This is a genomic window from Salmonella sp. 741265116_PST, assembly GCF_046567715.1.
GTDB classification, from domain to species: domain Bacteria; phylum Pseudomonadota; class Gammaproteobacteria; order Enterobacterales; family Enterobacteriaceae; genus Salmonella; species Salmonella enterica.
In genome coordinates, this window is record NZ_JBKFPH010000012.1 from 15,534 (window position 1) to 37,135 (window position 21,602).

Annotated in this window: 20 protein-coding genes; 6 read left to right on the plus strand and 14 right to left on the minus strand. The window is 51.1% G+C overall.

Going from position 1 to position 21,602, the window contains the following annotated elements:
- The first annotated feature begins 332 nt into the window (after nt 1-332).
- The gene (typA, locus tag ACLD11_RS10400) at nt 333-2,156 is read left to right on the plus strand and encodes a ribosome-dependent GTPase TypA (protein ID WP_000572064.1); all 1,824 of its coding nucleotides are present in this window, start codon (nt 333-335) and stop codon (nt 2,154-2,156) included.
- A 54-nt stretch (nt 2,157-2,210) separates the two neighbouring features.
- Here typA and ACLD11_RS10405 read toward each other — a convergent pair whose 3' ends face one another.
- From ACLD11_RS10405 to yihU, 14 genes are all read right to left on the minus strand, one after another.
- Nucleotides 2,211-2,945, minus strand: a complete 735-nt coding sequence (locus tag ACLD11_RS10405) for a Cof-type HAD-IIB family hydrolase (RefSeq protein ID WP_411014873.1) — start codon at nt 2,943-2,945, stop codon at nt 2,211-2,213.
- Nucleotides 2,930-3,808 (minus strand): STM4011 family radical SAM protein, encoded by an 879-nt coding sequence (locus ACLD11_RS10410; protein ID WP_411011706.1) that lies wholly within the window; start codon nt 3,806-3,808, stop codon nt 2,930-2,932. Before ACLD11_RS10410 ends, ACLD11_RS10405 begins: the two co-directional genes overlap by 16 nt.
- Entirely contained in the window at nt 3,805-5,046 is a 1,242-nt protein-coding gene (locus ACLD11_RS10415; RefSeq protein WP_411014874.1) for an STM4012 family radical SAM protein, read from the minus strand. The genes ACLD11_RS10410 and ACLD11_RS10415 overlap by 4 nt, the downstream gene beginning before the upstream one ends.
- A gap of 1 nt (nt 5,047) precedes the next feature.
- On the minus strand, nt 5,048-5,923 hold the full coding sequence (locus ACLD11_RS10420; protein ID WP_411014875.1) for an STM4013/SEN3800 family hydrolase: 876 nt from the start codon (nt 5,921-5,923) through the stop codon (nt 5,048-5,050).
- On the minus strand, nt 5,916-6,941 hold the full coding sequence (locus ACLD11_RS10425) for an STM4014 family protein (protein ID WP_411014876.1): 1,026 nt from the start codon (nt 6,939-6,941) through the stop codon (nt 5,916-5,918). Before ACLD11_RS10425 ends, ACLD11_RS10420 begins: the two co-directional genes overlap by 8 nt.
- Before the next feature lie 12 nt (nt 6,942-6,953).
- Nucleotides 6,954-7,802, minus strand: coding sequence for an STM4015 family protein (locus tag ACLD11_RS10430; RefSeq protein WP_183059535.1), 849 nt, complete (start codon nt 7,800-7,802; stop codon nt 6,954-6,956).
- A 156-nt stretch (nt 7,803-7,958) separates the two neighbouring features.
- A complete protein-coding gene (ompL, locus tag ACLD11_RS10435) occupies nt 7,959-8,651 on the minus strand; it encodes a porin OmpL (protein ID WP_000838829.1) in 693 nt (230 codons plus the stop codon).
- A 67-nt stretch (nt 8,652-8,718) separates the two neighbouring features.
- On the minus strand, nt 8,719-10,140 hold the full coding sequence (locus ACLD11_RS10440) for an MFS transporter (RefSeq protein WP_411014877.1): 1,422 nt from the start codon (nt 10,138-10,140) through the stop codon (nt 8,719-8,721).
- Nucleotides 10,141-10,185: 45 nt separating this feature from the next.
- Complete coding sequence (locus ACLD11_RS10445) at nt 10,186-11,568, minus strand: MFS transporter (protein WP_411014878.1); 1,383 nt, start codon at nt 11,566-11,568, stop codon at nt 10,186-10,188.
- Between the two features lie 45 nt (nt 11,569-11,613).
- The gene (locus ACLD11_RS10450; RefSeq protein WP_411014879.1) at nt 11,614-13,650 is read right to left on the minus strand and encodes an alpha-glucosidase; all 2,037 of its coding nucleotides are present in this window, start codon (nt 13,648-13,650) and stop codon (nt 11,614-11,616) included.
- 43 nt (nt 13,651-13,693) lie between these two features.
- Nucleotides 13,694-14,551 carry an aldose-1-epimerase gene (locus tag ACLD11_RS10455; RefSeq protein WP_411014880.1) on the minus strand — a complete coding sequence of 286 codons (858 nt, stop codon included), beginning with the start codon at nt 14,549-14,551 and terminating at the stop codon, nt 13,694-13,696.
- A 3-nt stretch (nt 14,552-14,554) separates the two neighbouring features.
- Nucleotides 14,555-15,796: a sulfoquinovose isomerase gene (gene yihS, locus ACLD11_RS10460; protein ID WP_411011699.1), complete on the minus strand. Its 1,242-nt coding sequence runs from the start codon at nt 15,794-15,796 to the stop codon at nt 14,555-14,557.
- A gap of 15 nt (nt 15,797-15,811) precedes the next feature.
- Nucleotides 15,812-16,690: a sulfofructosephosphate aldolase gene (gene yihT, locus ACLD11_RS10465; RefSeq protein ID WP_001067413.1), complete on the minus strand. Its 879-nt coding sequence runs from the start codon at nt 16,688-16,690 to the stop codon at nt 15,812-15,814.
- A gap of 22 nt (nt 16,691-16,712) precedes the next feature.
- The gene (gene yihU / locus ACLD11_RS10470; protein WP_000268247.1) at nt 16,713-17,609 is read right to left on the minus strand and encodes a sulfolactaldehyde 3-reductase; all 897 of its coding nucleotides are present in this window, start codon (nt 17,607-17,609) and stop codon (nt 16,713-16,715) included.
- A gap of 164 nt (nt 17,610-17,773) precedes the next feature.
- On the opposite strand from yihU, the gene ACLD11_RS10475 reads away from it, so the two are divergent.
- The 5 genes from ACLD11_RS10475 (at nt 17,774) to dtd (ending at nt 21,597) form a co-directional block, all read left to right on the plus strand.
- Nucleotides 17,774-18,670: a sugar kinase gene (locus tag ACLD11_RS10475; protein WP_411014881.1), complete on the plus strand. Its 897-nt coding sequence runs from the start codon at nt 17,774-17,776 to the stop codon at nt 18,668-18,670.
- Nucleotides 18,671-18,703: 33 nt separating this feature from the next.
- Entirely contained in the window at nt 18,704-19,507 is an 804-nt protein-coding gene (locus tag ACLD11_RS10480; protein ID WP_023249108.1) for a DeoR/GlpR family DNA-binding transcription regulator, read from the plus strand.
- A gap of 190 nt (nt 19,508-19,697) precedes the next feature.
- Nucleotides 19,698-20,297 carry a glucose-1-phosphatase gene (gene yihX, locus ACLD11_RS10485; protein WP_000965696.1) on the plus strand — a complete coding sequence of 200 codons (600 nt, stop codon included), beginning with the start codon at nt 19,698-19,700 and terminating at the stop codon, nt 20,295-20,297.
- Nucleotides 20,291-21,163 carry a virulence factor BrkB family protein gene (locus ACLD11_RS10490; RefSeq protein WP_411011697.1) on the plus strand — a complete coding sequence of 291 codons (873 nt, stop codon included), beginning with the start codon at nt 20,291-20,293 and terminating at the stop codon, nt 21,161-21,163. The genes yihX and ACLD11_RS10490 overlap by 7 nt, the downstream gene beginning before the upstream one ends.
- Nucleotides 21,160-21,597 carry a D-aminoacyl-tRNA deacylase gene (dtd, locus tag ACLD11_RS10495; protein WP_000560969.1) on the plus strand — a complete coding sequence of 146 codons (438 nt, stop codon included), beginning with the start codon at nt 21,160-21,162 and terminating at the stop codon, nt 21,595-21,597. The genes ACLD11_RS10490 and dtd overlap by 4 nt, the downstream gene beginning before the upstream one ends.
- Nucleotides 21,598-21,602: the final 5 nt, after the last annotated feature.

A 21,602-nucleotide genomic window follows, 5' to 3' on the forward strand; every position in this document is an offset into this window, starting at 1 on the left:
CGAGATCTTCAATTCTGCTGGCCGTGTCGCCGTAAAAATATAAAGCGAAATCTGTGCCAACTTTCACATTGCCCCCAAAAGGCGTTATCATGCGCACCATCGTGCAAAAGGGCTGCACCACGGTGACTATGTTGCACCAAAATAGTGCTTCAATGTGAACATTAAGCACCACATTGGTGCAATAGAACGCAAGCCACCCTTTTAACGCTCCGTGAAAGCGATCACAAAGAGACTCTGCAATACTTGTTTGCGGAGGATGTTTGTGATCCTGTTTTGTAGTGCGATTAATCCGTGTACAATAACGCGCTATTTCTAATGCCTGAGGCAAAGTTGTGATCGAAAATTTGCGTAACATCGCCATCATCGCGCACGTTGACCATGGTAAAACTACCCTGGTTGATAAGCTGCTCCAGCAATCCGGTACGTTCGACGCGCGTGCCGAAACTCAAGAGCGAGTGATGGACTCCAACGATTTGGAGAAAGAGCGTGGTATTACTATCCTCGCTAAAAACACCGCTATTAAATGGAATGATTACCGTATCAACATCGTTGATACTCCCGGGCACGCTGACTTCGGTGGTGAAGTAGAGCGCGTCATGTCCATGGTTGACTCTGTGCTGCTGGTGGTTGACGCATTTGACGGCCCGATGCCGCAAACGCGCTTCGTGACCAAAAAAGCCTTTGCTCATGGCCTGAAACCCATTGTGGTTATCAACAAAGTTGACCGTCCTGGCGCGCGCCCTGACTGGGTTGTTGACCAGGTATTCGACCTGTTTGTTAACCTCGACGCGACCGACGAACAGCTGGACTTCCCGATCATCTACGCTTCGGCGCTGAACGGTATCGCGGGCCTGGACCACGAAGATATGGCGGAAGACATGACCCCGCTGTATCAGGCGATCGTTGATCATGTTCCGGCGCCGGACGTTGACCTCGATGGTCCGTTGCAGATGCAGATCTCCCAGCTGGACTACAACAACTATGTTGGCGTTATCGGCATTGGCCGTATCAAACGCGGCAAAGTGAAGCCGAACCAGCAGGTCACTATCATCGATAGTGAAGGGAAAACCCGTAACGCGAAAGTAGGTAAAGTGCTGACGCATCTGGGTCTGGAGCGTATCGACAGCGATATCGCCGAAGCGGGCGATATCATTGCGATCACCGGTCTGGGCGAGCTGAACATTTCCGACACCATCTGCGACCCGCAGAACGTTGAAGCGCTGCCGGCGCTGTCCGTTGATGAGCCGACCGTGTCTATGTTCTTCTGCGTTAACACCTCGCCGTTCTGCGGTAAAGAAGGTAAGTTTGTGACTTCTCGTCAGATTCTTGATCGTCTGAACAAAGAGCTGGTGCATAACGTGGCGCTGCGCGTTGAAGAAACCGAAGATGCGGATGCGTTCCGTGTATCCGGTCGTGGCGAACTGCACCTGTCCGTGCTGATTGAAAATATGCGTCGTGAAGGTTTCGAACTGGCGGTTTCCCGTCCGAAAGTTATCTTCCGTGAAATCGACGGTCGTAAACAAGAGCCGTACGAAAACGTGACGCTGGACGTCGAAGAGCAGCACCAGGGGTCTGTCATGCAGGCGCTGGGCGAGCGTAAAGGCGACCTGAAAAACATGAATCCGGACGGTAAAGGCCGCGTACGTCTCGACTACGTGATCCCAAGCCGCGGGCTGATTGGTTTCCGTTCAGAATTCATGACCATGACTTCCGGTACGGGTCTGCTGTACTCCACCTTCAGCCATTACGACGATATTCGTCCGGGTGAAGTGGGCCAGCGTCAGAACGGTGTACTGATCTCCAACGGTCAGGGTAAAGCGGTGGCGTTTGCGCTGTTCGGTTTGCAGGATCGCGGTAAGCTGTTCCTGGGTCACGGCGCGGAAGTTTACGAAGGCCAGATTATTGGTATTCACAGTCGCTCCAACGACCTGACGGTAAACTGCCTGACCGGTAAGAAACTGACCAACATGCGTGCGTCCGGTACGGATGAAGCGGTGATTCTGGTTCCGCCAATTAAAATGAGCCTTGAGCAAGCGCTGGAGTTCATTGATGACGACGAACTGGTAGAAGTCACCCCAACCTCTATCCGTATCCGTAAACGTCACCTGACGGAAAACGATCGCCGCCGTGCGAACCGTGGTCAGAAAGAAGAGTAATTAACGCTCTTACGGATAAAAACCCTGCCGAAATGAAAACTCGGCGGGGTTTTTTTATTCACATTGATAAAGAGATAAGGTCGTCAAAAAATTAGCAATCGCTGGCGTATTATGCCGACCAATGACGCTATCCGCATAAACCTTTGCCCGAGCGCTGGCATTCCCCATCGCTACACCCAATCCGGCTAAACGTAGCATTTCCGCATCGTTATCATTATCGCCAAACGCCATCACTTCGCGCATTGCGATATGCTGTTGCTGTGCATATCTGACGAGGCTTTGTCCTTTGCTACACCCCTTCTGGAGAATATCCAGTTGATGATGCCAGGACCAGGTACAGCTTAGCTGTAATTCATGCTGTATAAACTCAGCAATATGTTGTAGTTGTTTTATGTGCCGATGAACGACGCTGATTTGCCAAATATTCTCCCTACTGCTTAGCTCATCAGCCTGAAAGATTATTTTATCATCAGCACGAATTGTCGGTTTAAGCGGATATACCCGCGCCAGTATTTTTTCCGTTTGTAAGTGCGTCAGCGGCAGCGGATGAAGGATCTGCTGTTGAGCCGGTTGATAAATATAACTTCCGTTACAACAGATCATCGGTTCGTTGAGCGCCAGCGTTTGATAATACGCATAGGCTTCACGATGAGAGCGGCCGGTGACAAGCATTATTCGGCAGCCCATGTCCTGCATCTGACGGATAGCGGTTAGCGACTCTGGCAGAATTTGTTTATTACGGTTTAGCAGCGTTCCATCAAGATCAAAAGCGATTAAACGATATCGCATGAGCGCCCGATCCTAAAGCAGCGTGAGGTATCCAGGTGATTCAGCAATGGAATATCGAGACGGTGCTGATAAGCGAGAAAACAGTGGCATTGTTTTGCCTGGCAGGCGGGAGAATTAAGCCGTTGCTGATATAAATTACCCATTTTAATTTTGCTGATATGACAAGCAAAAAGATCGCCTTCTGCATTCATAAAAATACTTTTTCTTCCTGCGGTACAGATATCCAACTGGGCTGGCCACTGCTGCGTTTCAATCACATACAGCGGATCGAGTTCGCCGAAGGCGATGGTTTCCTCAACGGTATGCCGGGTATTGGCACACTCGTTGGCGTTAAGCCAAAAATAATTCTGGTCAGGCAACTGCTGGCGTAGCCAACGAAACTGGTCGATATCTTTCATACTGGCGACAGCCCCCGCGCACCAGGTTATTCCGGCGGCAGAGAGCGCTAAACACTGCTGGAGAAAGCGCTCAGCGGTAATTTGTGAGGGATGAAAAGAACACCATAACCGAAGCTTTGAGATATCTCCGCCGCCAGCACGAAATGACTCCAGCAATGACATTAACGAAAAAGAGGCGTTAGTTTGTATGCCGACCGCCTGAACATGAGGATAGCGGCTAATTTCTGCCAGCGCCGCCATGTAATAACGCAAGCGTAGCGCCTCGCCATAAGGCGTAATCATCACATTCAACGGCGTACCTAAAAGAGGCAAATGGTCAACCATGCGCCATAGCGCGGCTTCGTCGCGTTTTTTATCGTTACGGGCGTGTTTATGGAACGGGCAATAGCCGCAATGATAATTACACGATTTAAGATAGCCGCGATAAAACAGCGTGTGAATATCGCGCAGGGCGGGGGTGCTCATCTCTGCCGATTCTCCCGTAGCATCACCTCAGGCGAAACGAACACAGGAGCAAGGCAATCGGATAATGCCATACCGGTCTCCGTTAGCCGGAGGCGACTGCCATTCTGATAACAGTAGCCCTGCCGTATAAAGCGTTCCAGGTCGGGGAAATCCCTTAGCGCATCGCTGGCAAAATATTGCTGATAATCGCTAAGAGAAAGTCCCTGCCAGAAAAATAGATTTTTAATGATAAAGCGGCGTTTCATTTCATCAGGGGGAAGCAGATAACCGTGATTAATGACGGTCTTATCCGGGCTGTCGATAAACGCCTGAATGATTTTTCGTGATGTCTGCAGGTTCGACGACCACGGCGAACAGTAATGCAGATTGCCAAGATAACTTCTGCCGCCCGCGCCGAGCGCCAGTGAGTTTTCAAATCCGCAGCTTTCCGCCGCGGCGGATGGCGCTGGATTAAGGACGAAACGGCGCATGGACGTTTGGGTGTAGCCCGCGTTGCGTAAAAGATCGCGGGCTAAAACGTAGTAGCTATGCATATTTTCCTGGCGAGGCATATTATAAAGCGGATAAAGAAACAGCTCTTCCGGTTGATAAACGAGCGCCTGATGTAACGATTCCGTCAGGCTTGCGTGAGTCTGGCCGGGAATGCCGTAAATAATATCAATATTGAGTGATGGAAAATGACCCGCCTTTAGCCATGCCAGCGCCTGGTGCGCGCTGGCGGCATTGTGGCGGCGATGCAGCGTATGTAACTCGCTATCATGAAAACTTTGTACGCCAATACTGACGCGATTAACGGAAAAGGCGTTTAATAGCGCTACTTTTTCTGCCGTGGTATCCGTAGGGGAAGTTTCAATTGTTTTATAAATATTCCAGTCAACATTGAGCACATCAAAGACGGAAAAAAATAACTTCTCTAATTGCGCAATGTTTAATAGCAGAGGTGTGCCGCCGCCTACGGTAAAGCTTGCCCAGTGGACGGGCGCCAGCGCCATTTGTCGGCCCTGGGTAATAATCGCGTCGATATAGCTATCAATGAACGTATTATCTGCGCCTGTGCAGGTAAATAAATTACAGAACCCACAGCGACTTTGACAAAAGGGCATATGAACATACAGATGTGTGTCGTGCTCGTAAATCCGCGGTTTTACTTCGCTAAAGCTGACGTTCTCCAGCTCCCGATAAGCCGTCTTATGTGGATAACTGTACATATACTGACGATAAATATCATTGTTATTCATATTAATGATTACAGCTCAGCAAGAAATGCATATAGGGAACGGTATTAACGATCGGATGATTAAAACTATGGAAATATTTCCCGTCTTCGCCATAGCAGGTACCGTGATCGGAACAGACAATAACGAACGTTTCGCCGCCGGTTTGGCGGAAAATGTTTAGTAATCCGTCGATGCGGGCGTCGATATAGCGTAGCGCGGCGGCATGGGTCTCTACGGTATCGCCTGGGGCCGCGCCCTCAACGTAAAAATGGTTAGGGTAATGAATCGTATCAATATTGATATACATCATGACCGGTTGGCTGCCAGCACGCTCGGCCATGATTTTCTGGATATAATGGATCTGGTTATCCATACTTTCTTTAACCGTACAGGCAAAGCGTGGATGCCAGTAACTCTCTTTAAACATCGACGGGAACACTTTTCCCATGCCGGAGCGGTTATTAAAGAAAGAGACGCCGCCAATACAGATGGTCTGGTAGCCTTTATTTTCCAGACTTTTTATCCATGTTGCGTCATCAAAGGCAAATGCATTTTTCGGCCCTTTACGACCAAGTCCGATATCTTTTGGGAAAAACAGCATGGTCTGATTAACGGTATCATCAATAGGTTTTGGCATAAAACCTGAAAACATGGCGTGATGCGAAGGCCAGGTAAAATTACCGGCCGCCTCGCATTTCGTCCATTGTCCATAATGATTAAGGTTGGGCGTATTTCCGGCGGTTTGTTCCTGAAGCGCAATATCGTAGCGTAACGAGTCCAGCACAATAAAAAGAATATGAGCGTTATTACTAATTAGCGCATTCATATTGAGTTCGCCATCGCCGGTGTCAATCGACGCGTGCAGCGAGACGGGGACTTCATCCATTGAATTATACATTTTGCTTCCTCATGGCCCGGATTTGCGCCTGATAAATTAGATTGTTCTGCTGCGCATCCTGATAAATCAAATCACCCTGGCCATTAATTTCAATAATATACGGCGTCAGGCTGGTAGTAAGTAAAACATCAATACCCGCTAAACGAATGTCAGGAAAAAGCCGCATGGCATTTTGACAGAGCGTATCGATCTCAGTCACTTTTGCGGCAGATAGCTCCAGACTTTCGAAGCGGTAAGCCTGGTTTTGCAGATGTAAGTTAGTAATGGGCTGCGAGGAGGTTCTGACTACTCGCCAGATAATTTCGCCATCCAGGCAGACGATGCGTAAATCATAGGTTTTACGCTTTACGCTGGCTTTGGGCAGCCACTGCTCGACGAGGTTTTCCTGCTGAAGAACGCCATCAATAATGAGCTGGATATCTTCTTTCTGACGATACTGTTGGATTTTTTTGCTGTTAAATAGCTGTTGCCCTGATATGGCAATCGCGCTGTAAAGCACCTGCTTTATGCCGTCAGGATGGCGGCGCAAAGCGATAACGCCCGCCGCGCCAGAACCCAGCGAGGGCTTAATGAACACGCTGGCGACCTTTTTTTCCTCCATGATAGCGGTGAGATGTGCAAAACTTTTTACGTCTTCCGCTACCAACGGCGGCGTGGGGATGCCGTGTTCCAGTAAGCGCCGCTTGCAGCGTTTTTTATCCAACAGGTGAACGAGGCCCGCCGGATGGTTAAGCCAGGTGATGCCAGGACGCGCCGCCATGTTCTGCAAAAAATGGATATAGTCCAGACCGATCGCGTTTATTTTGCGGATGTCTGTTTCACTGTGTACTGGCGGGTCGATTTTAACAATGCCAGAGGTCAGCGAAGCGTCCAGCGCGTGCGGATGAGTCAGCGCCGTGACGGATTCCCCAAGTACGGCGGCAGCCTGCATAAAATAATGCGTGCGCTTGCTCTGACGGGGGCCAATGAGCGTAATCACAATAAATCCCTTTATCGGTGAGTAGGGGAATGTGTACATTCCCCAACACAATCACTCGGTGTACATCGCATTCATATAAATATCGCCATCGTAATCATCAGGCTCCAGCGCTTCTGAAAGATTAAGGGTTATCGGCAGCGCGGCTTTTAGCTTTTCCTGCATCTCCGGCGTCAAATAGTGGTGGTAGAGATCGAGTGTTTCCAGATGCACAATTCGGTCTTTATGCTCCAGCAGCGCCTCTGCGCCGTTGTCCGTTAAGGTACCGCACGAGAGTTCCAGCACGTTAAGCTGCGGCAGGATATTACTTTCCAGCACCCGGCGGACGATATCATCCTGCTCTTCGCTGTTCATCAACCCCAGATGGGTGAGCTGAGGGAAAAGGTCTTTGGATGCCAGCGCCATCACGTCATCCAGCGAACCGTCAAAACCGTATTCCTCTACGCCCAGGAAGAGCTTCAGCGTTTTTAATGCAGGGAGCTGCGCATTTTGTAGTTCGGCAAGTACGTTAGAAGGGATGCCGCCGGAAATGATTTCCAGGTGCTCCAGTTTCTCATGATGTATAGCGCCCAGTCGCAGATCCGACGCGCCTTTAATGATCAGTTCTTTCAGATTGGGTAACGCCGCATAGAGCCTGGAATAGTTACCTTGTTTAATCCAGGAGATCTCGCAGTCTTCGCTCTCCATATCACCGATAAACAGTGATTCCAGGTGAGCAAAGCGGGGGGCGTTCTCCACAATCATATCAATAATAGGCTGGCAGGTTTCGTCTTCCCAACAATCACCCCAGTTACCAATGGTCAGTGAGCGAAGCTTTGGCAGATCTTCATCGGTTAAAATCAAATTAATGAGCTGTTCCTGGGTTAATTTATTGTCCCAATCAATATTAAATCGCTTATTCATTTGTTTCCCTTCTCTATAAGCATGAATACGGTAAAACGCTTTGCGAATATTATCATGGCGCTTAGGGGCGGGATATCGGGAGTCTGATTCAGGATGAATGAGCGGGCAGAACAACTACCCGCTGTGATGCAGATTCGGAAAATAGAGGCGATAATATCAGAAGAAATACTTCGCCCCGATACGAATCTGGTTTTGCTCTCTATGGTAGGGGCCCACGTTACGATCTAACCAGCGTAATTCAAAGTAGGGCAACCAGTGTTCATTGATACGATAACGGAAGGTATTAGTGATTTCCCAATGATGCTTCGTACCATTACTACTATTAAAATCATTAACGTTATAAAAATAGTGTGGTTCAAAGGTATAAGAAAATTTATCGGTAATGGTAAAATTCCAATAGTTACCGATTTCATAGCTGTCATTATTATCCAGTTCGCCATTCAAATCGGTTGAACTATAATTATTGTGATTGTATCGGTTACGTACCGTAAGATTAAACCACGGGGTAAATTTATAGTTAACATCCAGATAGACGGCGCCGCCGGAACCAATGCTTTTGTCGTTTATTAACCCGCCAGGCTGGATGGTTAATTTATCTGTAGGTTTAAATAACGGATACCAGCCCTCAATCTCATTATAACCGTGCTTTAATTCATCATCACGCTGTAGCGTATAGGTATTGGTCAACATAATTCCGGCCCCCATATCGGAGTTATAGCCGACGCGCAGCATAAACTCCATTTGGTCAGACGCCAGGTTATAGGCCTCACGGTTTTCTACATAAGCGCCAGCAAAAACAGAGGTGGATATTACAGAAGTTAATATCACTAGAGTATTCAGAGATTTCATAATAAATCCATTTTTCAAATGTAGGGAAGCCGCCATCCATCGGGATGGATAAAGCGGCAAGTGTCGTTTAATTATTTACAGTAGAAATACTTTGTTTATTATTAGTCGCGACAATTTGATTACCTGTTTTCTTTCGTTGGGCAATTTCCTCGATAATAAAAGCGAAACGTTGTTTATTGAGCTTATAAAAAAAGCCCATCGTTAGTGCTGCGATAATGGCAAGACCGCAAGGCCATAAAAAAATGAGCTGACGCAAACCAAGCAACGTGGTGTCACTTTGAGCTATGTTGGGGATATAACCGATTTGCGTCAGCATAATACTTGGCAAAAAGCCAGCAAGCGCAGCGGAAATTTTGCGGGAAAAGGTATAACCCGTATACACCGAGCCTTCAGCACGAATACCCGTTTTCCATTCACCGTAGTCAACCGTATCCGGAACCAGTGCCCAGTTCAGGCTGTTGACGAAAGCGGTACCGAAAAAGGCGATACAAGAGAAAATAACAAACAGGAATGACGTTCCACCCCAGATAAAATTCAGGATATCGCCAACGGCCCACAATATCAGACCACCAAGATAAACCTGTTTTTTCCCGAAGCGTTTTACCGCAGCAGGTACTAATAAAACACCAATCAGGATACAGCCCATGCTGAAAAAACCCATCCATGACAACAAATGAATATCGTTCAGCACGTACTGAGTGTAATAAACCTGAATGGCCAGCTTGATATTAAAGGCGGCCAGCGTGCACAAATTGGCAACGCAGAGCACCAGCAGCGGCGGATTACGAAAAATCGCGCAGAAGGACTTCAATATGCTGGGTTTATGCGTGTCAGGTACGGTTTCGATATACCGTTCTTTCACCCCGCTAAAGCACCACCACATGCTGAACAGCCCGCAGACCGAAAAAATGACTGCTGCAATCAGATAACCCAGCGAAGGGGAACGGGTAAACAGCGCCTGAATGGGCATAAAACCTACGGTACAAAGAAGAAGGCCAATGGTAGCGCCGCCTTGTCGCCATGCGGCGAGCTGGGCGCGCTCATGCGGATTTTTGGTAATAGCGGGTACCATCGCGCCGTATGAGCAGTTCATCAGGCTGTAGAACAGACCGAACAACATAAACAGCACCGTCGCGAAGGCTGTTTTAACGGGTAAAGTAAAGTGAGTGGCAAAGAATTGCGCAGTAGCAACCAGAGCGACCGGAAATGACGCATACAGAATAAAAGGCCGAAACTTTCCTTTTGCGCCAATATTACGGCGTGAATCCAGCAATACGCCGGTGAGCATATCGGTAAAAGCGGTGAAGAATTTCGCCACCAGAAAGATAATTCCACCGTAATATGCAGGCATCCCGAGTTCATCGGTATAAAACTTCAGTAGATACAGCGTACCGATACACAGCATCAGATTTGAGCCGAAATCGCCCACGCCATAGGCGCATTTTTCCCGCAGGCTCAACTTTAGCGTTAGCGGATCATGATTAGACATAATCGCCTCTCAAAACGCCCCGCAGGGCGTTATATTTTATTGTTGTTAAACCGTATGTTTCCGGGCCTCAATCTCTTCCACAATTTGCACGTACATCTTCTCGTTGAGGTTGTAGAAACAGCCCATCGCAATAATGGTGATGACCGCCAGCACGCAAGGATAAATAAAGATCAACTGGCGTAGGCCTTCGACGGTGCCTGCCGATTGCACCACATTCGGGATATAACCGATTTGCGTCAGCATCCAGCCGGGGAAGAACCCTGCCAGCGCCTGGGAGACCTTACGGAAGAACGTGAAGCCGGTGTAAACCGTCCCTTCCGAGCGGACGCCGGTGCGCCATTCACCGTACTCCACCGTGTCGGAAACCAGCGCCCAGTTCAGGCTGTTGACGAAGGCGGAACCGAAGAACGCCAGGCAGGAGAAGGCGACAAAACTGACCGAGCCGCCGCCAAAGAAGTAGTTGAGCAGATCGCCCGCCACCCATATTAACAGCCCGCCGATATAGACTTTCTTCTTGCCAAAACGCCTTACTGCGCCGGGCATCAAAAAGACGCCGATAAAAATACAGCCCATGCTAAAGAAGCCCATCCAGGAGAGGAGGATCGGGTCGTTAAGAACGTACTGGGTGTAATAAACCTGAATCGCCAGTTTGACGTTGAAGGCGCCAAGAGTACAAAGGTTGGCGATACACAGAATAAACAGCGGACGGTTACCGGCGATGGCGCGGAACGACTGCAATAATCCGGGCTTTTGCGCGTTATCGACAGGTTTCACTTCGACGTAGCGCTCTTTAACGCCGGCGTAGCACAGCCACATAAATAGCAGGCCAAACAATGAAAATAGCGTGGCGGCGAAAATATAGCTGAGTTGGGCATTGCCTTCGATCAGGTTCATGACCGGCACAAAGCCAACGGTACACAGCAGCAGGCCGAGAGTGGCGCCGCCCTGACGCCAGGCGGCAAGCGAGGCGCGTTCATCCGGGTTCTTGGTAATCGCGGGCACCATCGCGCCATACGAGCAGTTCATCATGCTGAAAACCAGCCCATACAACATAAACAGCATCGTTGCGACGACGGTTTTTCCCGTCACCTCAAACGGTGTGCCGACAAAGTTAGCAATCGCCAGTAGCGTTACCGGAAATGCCGCGTAAAGCACGAACGGGCGGAATTTGCCCTTCGGACCAATTTTACGCCGCGAGTCGAGCATAATGCCGGTACCCATATCGGTAAATGCGGTAAAAAATTTGGCGATCAGGAAAATGATCCCGCCGTAAGTCCCTGGTAAACCCAGCACATCGGTATAAAATTTGAGTAAATAGAGGGTCCCGATATCTAACAGGATATTGGAACCTAAATCCCCCAGTCCATAGGCAAGTTTTTCTTTAAACGGCAAGCGTAGGGTTGCCGGATTCGATGATGTTTGACTCATTATTCTTCTCCATCTGCCCGCAGGTTACCCTGCGGGCGAGCCGTATTAGATATTCCGTAAAGAAGCAAAAAGTGAAGCCCACTCGCTCTTCGCGCGATAGAAGACCGGCGGCTTGCCAATGGGCGCATCCACGGTAATTTCACCGCCGTGGTGAACTTCGCCGGTCCAGATATTCACCCAGTGATCTTCCGGCAGGTACAGCGTCCAGTCGCAACGCCCCTGCTCATGAACCGGCGCGACCAGCAGATCCTGACCGAGCAGATATTGATATTTCAGGGTGTAGGTTGCGGCATCGTTCTCGTAATGCAGGAATAGCGGACGCATGACCGGCAGACCGGTAGCCGCGTTTTGCGCCACCGCCTGCTTGAGATACGGTTTCAGCGTGGTAAAGACGGTGGTCATGCGGGCAAAGTGGGCAATAGTTTCCGCGTCGCCGTCGAACTGCCAGTTATCGCCGGGGCGGTTGCCTTCATGGGTGCGCATCATCGGCGTAAAGGCGCTGAAATCGCACCAGCGCAGCAGCAACTCTTTGCTGCGTTTCATGTCAAACAGGGTGGTGTAGCCGCCGATATCGCTGTGATGCAGACCATGGCCGGTCATCGCCAGCGACAATGCCGCAGGCACTACAGAGGCCAGACCATCATCAAGGCTCCAGTCAACGTTCTGGTCACCTGCCCACATCATGGTGGAATATTTCTGACTGCCGGTGTAACCCGCACGCATAAAGAACAGGATCTCGCCGAGTTTGCCGGTCTCCTGTAGCGCTTCGTAGTTACATTTCGCCCACAGCGCAGGCCAGGCGTTATGCATGATCTCTGCGCTGACGCCGTTGTGCAGATACGTGTCGGTCGGCAGATATTCGCCGAAATCCGCCATCCAGCCGCTGCAGCCGAGCGCGATCATGTTCTTTTTGATGACGTCTTTGAACCAGTCGTAAGCTTCAGGATTGGTCAGATCGACCACGCCGCCATAGAATTCGCCAAACTCGACCAGATAGTCGCCGCCCGTGGCGTCTTTCGCCAGATAGCCGTGTTTCGCCGCCTCGGCGCAGAGGTCTTTATCACTGGCGACGTATGGGTTGATATAAGAGAGGAACTGGACGCCTTCTTCTTTCCACTGTTTGATACGGCTATCCAGCTGTGGATAGTTGTCGCTATTCCACTTCCAGTTCCACATCACGCGCTTGCCGAAAGAGGTCATACGAATGCCGGACCAGTCCTGCGCCCAAATACCGTTCACTTTTACGCCTGCGTTGCGCATGGTATCCAGTTTTTGCTGACAAACTTCCGTACCGCCCTGAATGCCGAGCGTGACGCCGTCGTAAACCCAGTCCGGCAGCTCCGGCTGGCGGCCTAACAGCGCAGTCAGTTTTTCCAGCAGGGCGATGTAGGTGTCGGCACACTCAAAACGCAGCGTAGTTTTATCTTCCCACAGCGCCAGTTCGTGATACTCCGGCGCGCTGAAGTCGAAATTCATATAACAGCTATTATCGACGTGGCAGTAATACTTCTGCGTGCTGACAAAGGTTGGCTGGGGGAAGAAGGTCCAGTAATAGTCGCCGCCGGCGTTCTCTTTACAGTCTGCCTGCCAGGTGACATAGCTGGTTTTATTACGGCCAACGCCCTGTTCGCTGGTCCACAGCGGGAACGGCTTGCCGCGCAAATCGAAATAAGAGAACTGTTCGCCGCAGCCGTAGATATGGTCGTCTGGATTAGCTGCGAGGCGTAACCAGATACGGTTATGGTGCAGGTCGTCGTTTTGCAGATCCAGCTTCAGGCGTCCCGCCTCATCGGCGGAGATGCGAAGGGTGGCGCTAATTGTTGCGCCACGGCTGAATTGTATCAGCCAGCCGTCGGGTAGCTCGCTGACCGTGGCCTCCGTTAATGCAATCTTCTCGTTAAGTTTGTCTTTGATGCTGAAGTTGCCGCGAAACATATCAATGTCGGCAACGCCCGCGCCAATCCACAGACAGGGGGTTTCGGCGCTGTGGCGTAAAATCAGGCGCTGCTGCCAGCTAAGCGCAAAACCATCCTGTGATGTTGTCAGTTCAAAATCGGTTGACCGTTGTGGTAGAGAATTCATTGTAATCTCCGTGAATGTAGGGTAATTCGGTAATCCATTTGGGCTAGTCACAACCGATGGAAAAATGCAGTTGATGGATCGCTTTTGGGGCAAGATGAATCAGTGCGATCCCGGAATTAAATGCATCGGGCGGGCAGCTCATAGGCTCTACCGCGAGACCTTTTCGGCTGAGTTTTTCGCCGGTATAGATCTGTAGCCAGGGTTGGTTGCTGCGTAAAAATGTAGACATGTTCTGCGTTGGGCTGGTAAGTCTGACCTCCCACTCAGCCGGGGTAGTCGCGGTCTTAACCGCATGATCAAGGCGCGTTTCGTCGAGCAGGCATGATGCGGAAAAATCCCTGCCTGCGGGCAATTCTTCGCTTGCAGGCAGTGTTAATACACAGCTATCGATGCTTTGCAGGTTACAAGTCAAATAAGGATGTGCGCCCGCGCCATAAGGGGCTGATTCATCGCCAATGTTTTGCGTACGAATCAATACGCGCAGCCCACTGGCGGCATCTAACCGATAAATCACTTCCGATATCAACGCAAAGGGATAGCCGTAAGAGGGCGGCAGAAAAATCGTTAGCGACGCTTCCGTCGCCGACTGATAATTAATCTGCCAGTCTCGCCAGGCTAACAGACCGTGAATGGCGGTCTGCGAAACCGGGTCGTTAACGGCAAGCTGGAAAACCTTGCCGTTATAGGAGTAGCAGCCATTTGTCACGCGATTGGGCCAGGGAATCAATACTTTCCCCAGATGCGCCATGGGTATTTCTTCCGGTTTATGCGGGATGACCACATGGCGTCCATGATGGGTCAGTTCCGCCAGACCTGCGCCAACCGTGACGATTTTCGCCTGGTAATGGCCCGCATTAAGCTGAATAGTTTTTCCACCGCTGTGCATGGCTGCCACCCTCATGACCTATTTCGCGTTGATATCCAGGAGACCCGCCGCGACCGCTGGAGCCAGGCCCGGCGCCAGTGGCAGACGAGGAATGACCAGACAGTGCAGCAGATGGTAAATATCTTGCTTGCCGTCCCACACTTTGGTGGTCACTTTGTTATCGGCGTCCAGCTCTTGCCACCAGGAACCATTTTCATAGTCCATCAGGTACTTAATGCAGTAGTCCCACCATGTTTGATACCAGGTTTCGTATTGACGATCCCCTGTTAAGGTATAGAGGGCATAGGCTGTCCCCATCGCTTCTACAATTGGCCAGCGTACACGTTCACGTACGATAGGTTTACCGTCCCAGTCGACTGAGTAGACAATGCCGTCTGCCCCATCTGGAGCCCAGGCATCGCGTACTGTAGCGTGGAACAAACCTTTAGCATCTTCCAGCAGCCATGCCGGGGGTTGTTCGCATCTGGCTTCCAGTGCTGCGTGGATATGCAGCATTAAACGACCCCATTCGATCCAATGGCCTGGCGTGCCGCCAAATGCGCGGAAACGGTGTGCTGGATTATCTTTGTTGTAGTCGCGGATAGGATTCCATTGAGTATCAAAGTGCTCATTCACACGGTAATGGTTGTTTCTGGCGACATCATGAATGATGACAGATGCGATTCTGATAGCGCGATCCAGCCATTTTTTGTCATGGGTAACGTCATAAACAATCAGGAACGCTTCGACGGCGTGCATATTGGCGTTGCCGCCACGGTAGTCTTCTGTTTTGCTGAAGGCTTCGTCCCAGGACTCCAGGCACATCTGCTCTTCTTCACTCCAGAAGTATTTCTCAATCACTTCTATGGTGTAATCCAGCAATTTCCTGGCTTCAGGATGCCCGGTCGTGACGGCGCTGGCCGCGCCCAGTAGGGCGAAGAAGTGTTGATAACCCTGCTTAGAGGCATCCACCACGCCCTGATCGTTAACGCAGGCATACCAGCCGCCGTATTTTTTGTCGCGCAGCGCGCCGTTCATGGCTTTGATGCCGTGATCGACCAGATCATAAGCGCCCGGTCGGCCCATCGACGCCGCCACGGAATAAACGTGCAGCATACGCGCCGTGATCCAAAGATGGGTGCCCATCTCTTCTTTAATTTGCCCTTTATTTCCCAGCCAGCCGAAGCCTGTCGGCACCGCGGCGTTTTTACCGAAATTAAAGATGCGGTCGGTTTCCTGCTCCAGCCAGCGGTTGTGGCTCAACGTGTTAAACCATTTCATTCTTTCATCCTCGTATTAACGACGTTTTGCCATCATTTCATCGACGATCTCGCCCAGTCGTTGCAACTTAGGCGCGGAAACATCACGTAGCATCAGCTCGGTATCCGGTAAACCAATCACTGATGACCAGACCGCGCGTCCCGCCAGGAACCCGGATGCGCCAGCTTCCATGGCGACCCTGACCGCGCGAGGGAACAGTTTTTCGTCCACACCGGAAGAGAGGATGACCCACGGCATATTGATATGCCCATTCAGGCGTTGTGAGGCGGTAAGAAGATCGGAACGCGCGCCTTTGCCGTAGAGCGGCATTTCAACTTTGTAAAGATCGGCGCCGCTGTCGCCCAGCTCTTTGGCCGCATCGATAATCGCCTGCTCGCGATCGAACTTGTCGCCGCAGCGCGGCGGACGTACAACCGGTTCGATAATGCTCAGCAAACCATTGGAGTGGCATAATTCATTGAATTCTTTGACCATATCCAGACGCTGCTGCGCGTCTTCGTCGCTGCGCCACAGCACCAACAGTTTTAAGGCTTTCGCGCCATCCCGTTTTACCGCCTGCGCATTAATTTTTTTATCAATGACCACGTTATCAACGGGAATACCGTTGCCCGGGATGAAATCATCCGCCGCGACGATCATGGCGCAGCTTTTAGCGACCGCGTTTTGTTCTACGGCCTGGCGATAACAGAACTGCTGATCCAGCAGAACGGCAGAGGCATACGGGGAAAGAATTTTCGCCGCATTCACTTTGAAATCCGTCAGCACGCTATCGGCAACGGGTGTTTTCGCACCAGCAGCAGCAAACATTAAACGCATCGCCTCGCGCTGATCGACAGCCAGCATGGCAAACCCGCCGGACGCTCGCGTAATGTCTTTGATGGTGTAGTTGTTCATTCAATTTTCCTTTATACAGTCGTTACTTTTTTACGTTGGCGGTCAGCCCGGCGCTGATGCGCACCTGTTCCAGGATGGCGCTCCAGTCTTCCCGACCGCGGCCTGCGGCCCGCGCCAGGTTATAAACTTCCCGGGAGGCGGCGCCGAGCGGCATCGGTACGTGCAGTTGATTGGCGACATCCAACGCGATGCCAAGATCTTTGTGCGCCAGATCGATCATGAAGGCGGGAGACAGATCCCCTTTCATCACTTTATTCGGCCAGGTGGTGGTGAAATGCCCTTTGCCTGCGGCAGTGCCGTTCATCACTTTTAAAGCCACGTCGAAGGAAAGCCCCAGCGCTTCACACAGCACGGCGGCTTCGGCGGAGAGCGCATTTAGCGCAATACTCATGTAGTTGTTGATCAGTTTTACGCGAATACCCATTCCAGGGCCGCCGGTGTTGACCAGCTCATTACCCATCGCCATCAGAACAGGGGTAGCGCGCTCTACTTGCTCCGCCGTACCGCCTGCCAGCAGCAACAATGTGCCGGTAATCGCGTTGTCGGATGTCCGGCCTACCGGCACATCCATCATGCTGAACCCTTTGCTCTGCATGTCGGCAATCAGCTTATCGGTTTGCAACGGATGAATAGTGGACATATCAATGACCAGCGCTTCACGGGAAAGGGTTTCACAAACGCCTTGCTCGCCAAACAAAACGGAACGAACCAGATCGCCGTTCGGGAGCATGGTGATAACAAATTCAGCGCCGATGGTTGCCTGAGCCGGGCTGCTTGCAGGTTGCGCGCCTTTGTCTACCAGACGCTGTACGGCGTCGGGATTAACATCGAAGACGCTGAGTTGATGGCCCTGCTTTAGCAGATTGCTCGCCATAGGGGAGCCCATCTGTCCCAACCCGATAAATGCTATAACTGCCATATCGTTCTCCTGAACACGGTGGTGTCATTTTTTGTCATTAATGAGCCTTTTTCTGTCTGTTTGTGATCGTATTTGTAATTTATAGTCAAAAAATTGACAGCCGTCACTTTTTAAACATTTCGTGAAATTAAAATGAGTACATCGCAAATGCTTGAGGAATGACCATGGTTCGTATTGCTTGTGTAGGTATTACCGTGATGGATCGCATCTATTACGTGGAAGGATTACCAACCGAAGGGGGTAAATATGTGGCGAAGCGCTATACGGAAGTGGGCGGCGGGCCTGCGGCGACCGCTGCCGTGGCTGCGGCGAAATTGGGCGCGCAGGTGGACTTTATTGGCCGTGTGGGCGATGACGACACCGGAAACAGCCTGCTGGCGGAACTGGAATCCCTGGGGGTAAATACCCGCTATACCCGCCGCTACACGCAGGCCATGTCGTCGCAGTCAGCGATTATGGTGGATGCCAAAGGAGAGCGGATTATCGTTAATTATCCCAGCCCGGATTTATTACCTGACGCCGACTGGCTTAACGACATCGATTTTTCGCAGTGGGATGTGGTGTTGGCGGATGTGCGCTGGCATGACGGCGCAAAACAGGCGTTTACGCTGGCGCGTCAGGCTGGCGTCATGACCGTTCTTGATGGCGATATTACGCCGCAGGATATTAGCGAACTGGTGGCGTTAAGCGACCACGCCGCTTTCTCCGAGCCGGGGCTGGCACGCCTGACGGGGATGAGCGAAGCCATTGATGCGCTAAAAAAAGCACAAATGCTCACAAATGGACATGTCTATGTCACGCGAGGCAGCGAAGGCTGCAACTGGTTGGAAAAAGCGGCGGTACGCCACCAACCGGGTTTTACCGTGAAGGTGGTGGATACTACTGGCGCGGGCGATGTTTTTCATGGCGCACTGGCATTTGGCCTGGCAAGCGGATACGCCATCGAAGAGGCTGTCAGATTCGCCAGCGGCGTTGCCGCGCTGAAGTGTACGCGCCCGGGGGGCCGGGCGGGTATCCCTGATTGTGAGCAAACCCGATCTTTCTTGTCACTTTTTGTATAATATGAGCAGTAGGAAGCTTTTAGAGGAATGCTCATGAGTCTTACCGAACTGACCGGTAATCCGCGACACGATCGGCTGTTAATGCTAATTGATGAGCGCGGCTATATGAATATCGATGAGTTAGCCAGTTTGTTGGAGGTCTCTACCCAGACGGTTCGCCGCGATATTCGTAAATTAAGCGAGCAGGGGCTGATTACGCGTCATCACGGCGGTGCCGGCAGAGCGTCTAGTGTGGTCAATACCGCCTTTGAGCAGCGAGAGGTCTCCTGGACGCAAGAGAAAAAAGCCATTGCGGAAGCCGTGGCTGACTATATTCCGGATGGCTCCACGATATTTATCACGATTGGAACGACGGTTGAGCAGGTGGCGCGCGCGCTGCTCAACCATAATCATCTGCGCATTATCACCAATAGCCTGCGCGTCGCGCACATTCTTTATAATAACCCTCGCTTTGAAGTGATGGTGCCTGGCGGCACGCTGCGCCCGCATAATAGCGGCATTATCGGGCCATCCGCGACGGCGTTTGTCGCGGGGTTCCGGGCGGACTATCTCGTCACCAGCGTAGGCGCGATAGAGAGCGATGGCGCGTTACTGGAGTTTGATGTCAACGAAGCCAGCGTAGTGAAAACCATGATGGCCCACTCGCGACATATTCTGCTGGCCGCCGATCATACGAAATACCATGCTTCTGCGGCGGTTGAGATCGGCAATGTGTCACAGATTACCGCTCTGTTTACGGACGAGTATCCCGGTCCGGCATTACAGAATTTACTTCAATCCCAGCAAATCGAAGTGGTTCAGGTGAGTCCTTCGCTGGACGACGCCGTTTCAGCGTGACAAGCGCCCTTGCGCCGGATGGTCGCGTCAGCGCTTTATCCGGCTAATAAAACGGCGCTGTGATGCAGGCGATATTGAACATCGTCTACGTTTCTATTGTCTTTTTGTTAATTGATTTATAAAGGGATACATAGTCAAACCTCTCCTTTCCCGCTACAGTTATTCATCCCCGGTTAGCAAGGAGAATGACATGCTCTACATCTTTGATTTAGGTAATGTGATTGTCGACATCGACTTTAACCGCGTATTAGGTGTGTGGAGCGACCTGAGTCGAGTACCGCTGGCTTCGCTGAAGCAAAAATTTACGATGGGCGAGACTTTTCACCAACATGAACGCGGTGAGATAACGGACGAAGCGTTTGCTGAAGCTTTCTGTCATGAAATGGCGTTATCGCTCAGTTATGAACAATTTGCGCACGGCTGGCAGGCGGTATTTGTCGGATTACGGCCCGAAGTGATTGCTATCATGCATAAACTGCGCGAGCAGGGGCATCGCGTGGTGGTGCTATCCAATACTAACCGACTGCATACCCACTTCTGGCCGGAAGAATATCCGGAGGTGCGCGCTGCCGCCGACCATATCTATTTATCGCAGGATTTGGGAATGCGTAAGCCGGAAGCGCGTATTTATCAGCACGTCCTGCAGAAAGAAGGTTTTTCCGCTGCCGATGCGGTCTTTTTCGACGACAATGCCGATAATATAGAAGGGGCCAACCAGTTGGGGATCACCAGCATTCTGGTGAAGGATAAAACCACCATCCCTGACTATTTCGCGAAGCTGTTATGCTAAAAACCGTTCACCAAAAAGCTGGACGCCATACGCGCCATGTTCGGGCTTGGCTCAAGCTATTATGGCAGCGTATCGATGAGGATAATATGACGACTCTGGCGGGAAATCTCGCCTATGTCTCATTACTCTCCTTAGTACCGCTTATTGCCGTCGTTTTTGCCCTTTTCGCTGCTTTTCCGATGTTTTCTGATGTCAGCATTCAGTTACGCCATTTTATTTTTGCTAACTTTATGCCAGCCACCGGAGACGTGATTCAGCGCTATATTGAGCAGTTTGTCGCTAACTCCAACAAAATGACGGCGGTGGGCGCCTGTGGACTGATTGTGACGGCATTGCTGTTGATGTACGCCATTGATAGCGCCTTAAACACTATCTGGCGTAGCAAACGCACACGGCCAAAAGTGTACTCTTTTGCGGTGTACTGGATGATCCTCACGCTCGGCCCGCTTCTCGCTGGCGCCAGCCTGGCGATCAGCTCCTACCTGCTTTCTTTACGCTGGGCCAGCGATCTGAATACGGTCATCGACAATGTATTGCGCATCCTTCCGCTGCTGCTCTCGTGGATCTCATTCTGGTTACTTTACAGTATTGTCCCAACAACTCGCGTACCGAACCGTGACGCTCTTGTCGGCGCGTTTGTCGCCGCGTTGCTGTTCGAGGCCGGAAAGAAAGGTTTCGCGCTTTATATCACCATGTTCCCGTCATATCAGCTCATTTATGGCGTACTGGCAGTGATCCCTATCCTGTTTGTCTGGGTATACTGGACTTGGTGTATAGTCTTGCTTGGCGCAGAAATAACTGTCACTCTCGGGGAATACCGAAAACTCAAACAAGCCGCAGAACAAGAAGAAGCTGACCAACCATGATTGCATTAATTCAACGCGTAACCCGTGCCAGCGTCACCGTGGAGGACGAGGTGACGGGTGAAATCGGCCCAGGACTTTTGGTGTTATTGGGTGTCGAAAAAGAAGATGACGAACAAAAAGCGAATCGTCTGTGCGAGCGCGTGCTGGGATACCGTATCTTCAGCGATGCTGACGGTAAGATGAATCTGAATGTACAACAGGCTGGCGGCAGCGTGCTGGTGGTGTCGCAGTTTACGCTGGCGGCAGATACCGAGCGCGGTATGCGACCAAGCTTTTCCGGCGGGGCTGCGCCGGATCGCGCGCAGGCGCTTTATGAATATTTTGTCGAACGCTGCCGCCAGCAGGCGATAAACACGCAAACCGGACGCTTCGCTGCCGATATGCAGGTTGAGCTGGTTAATGACGGTCCCGTGACATTCTGGCTCCAGGTATGAGTCAG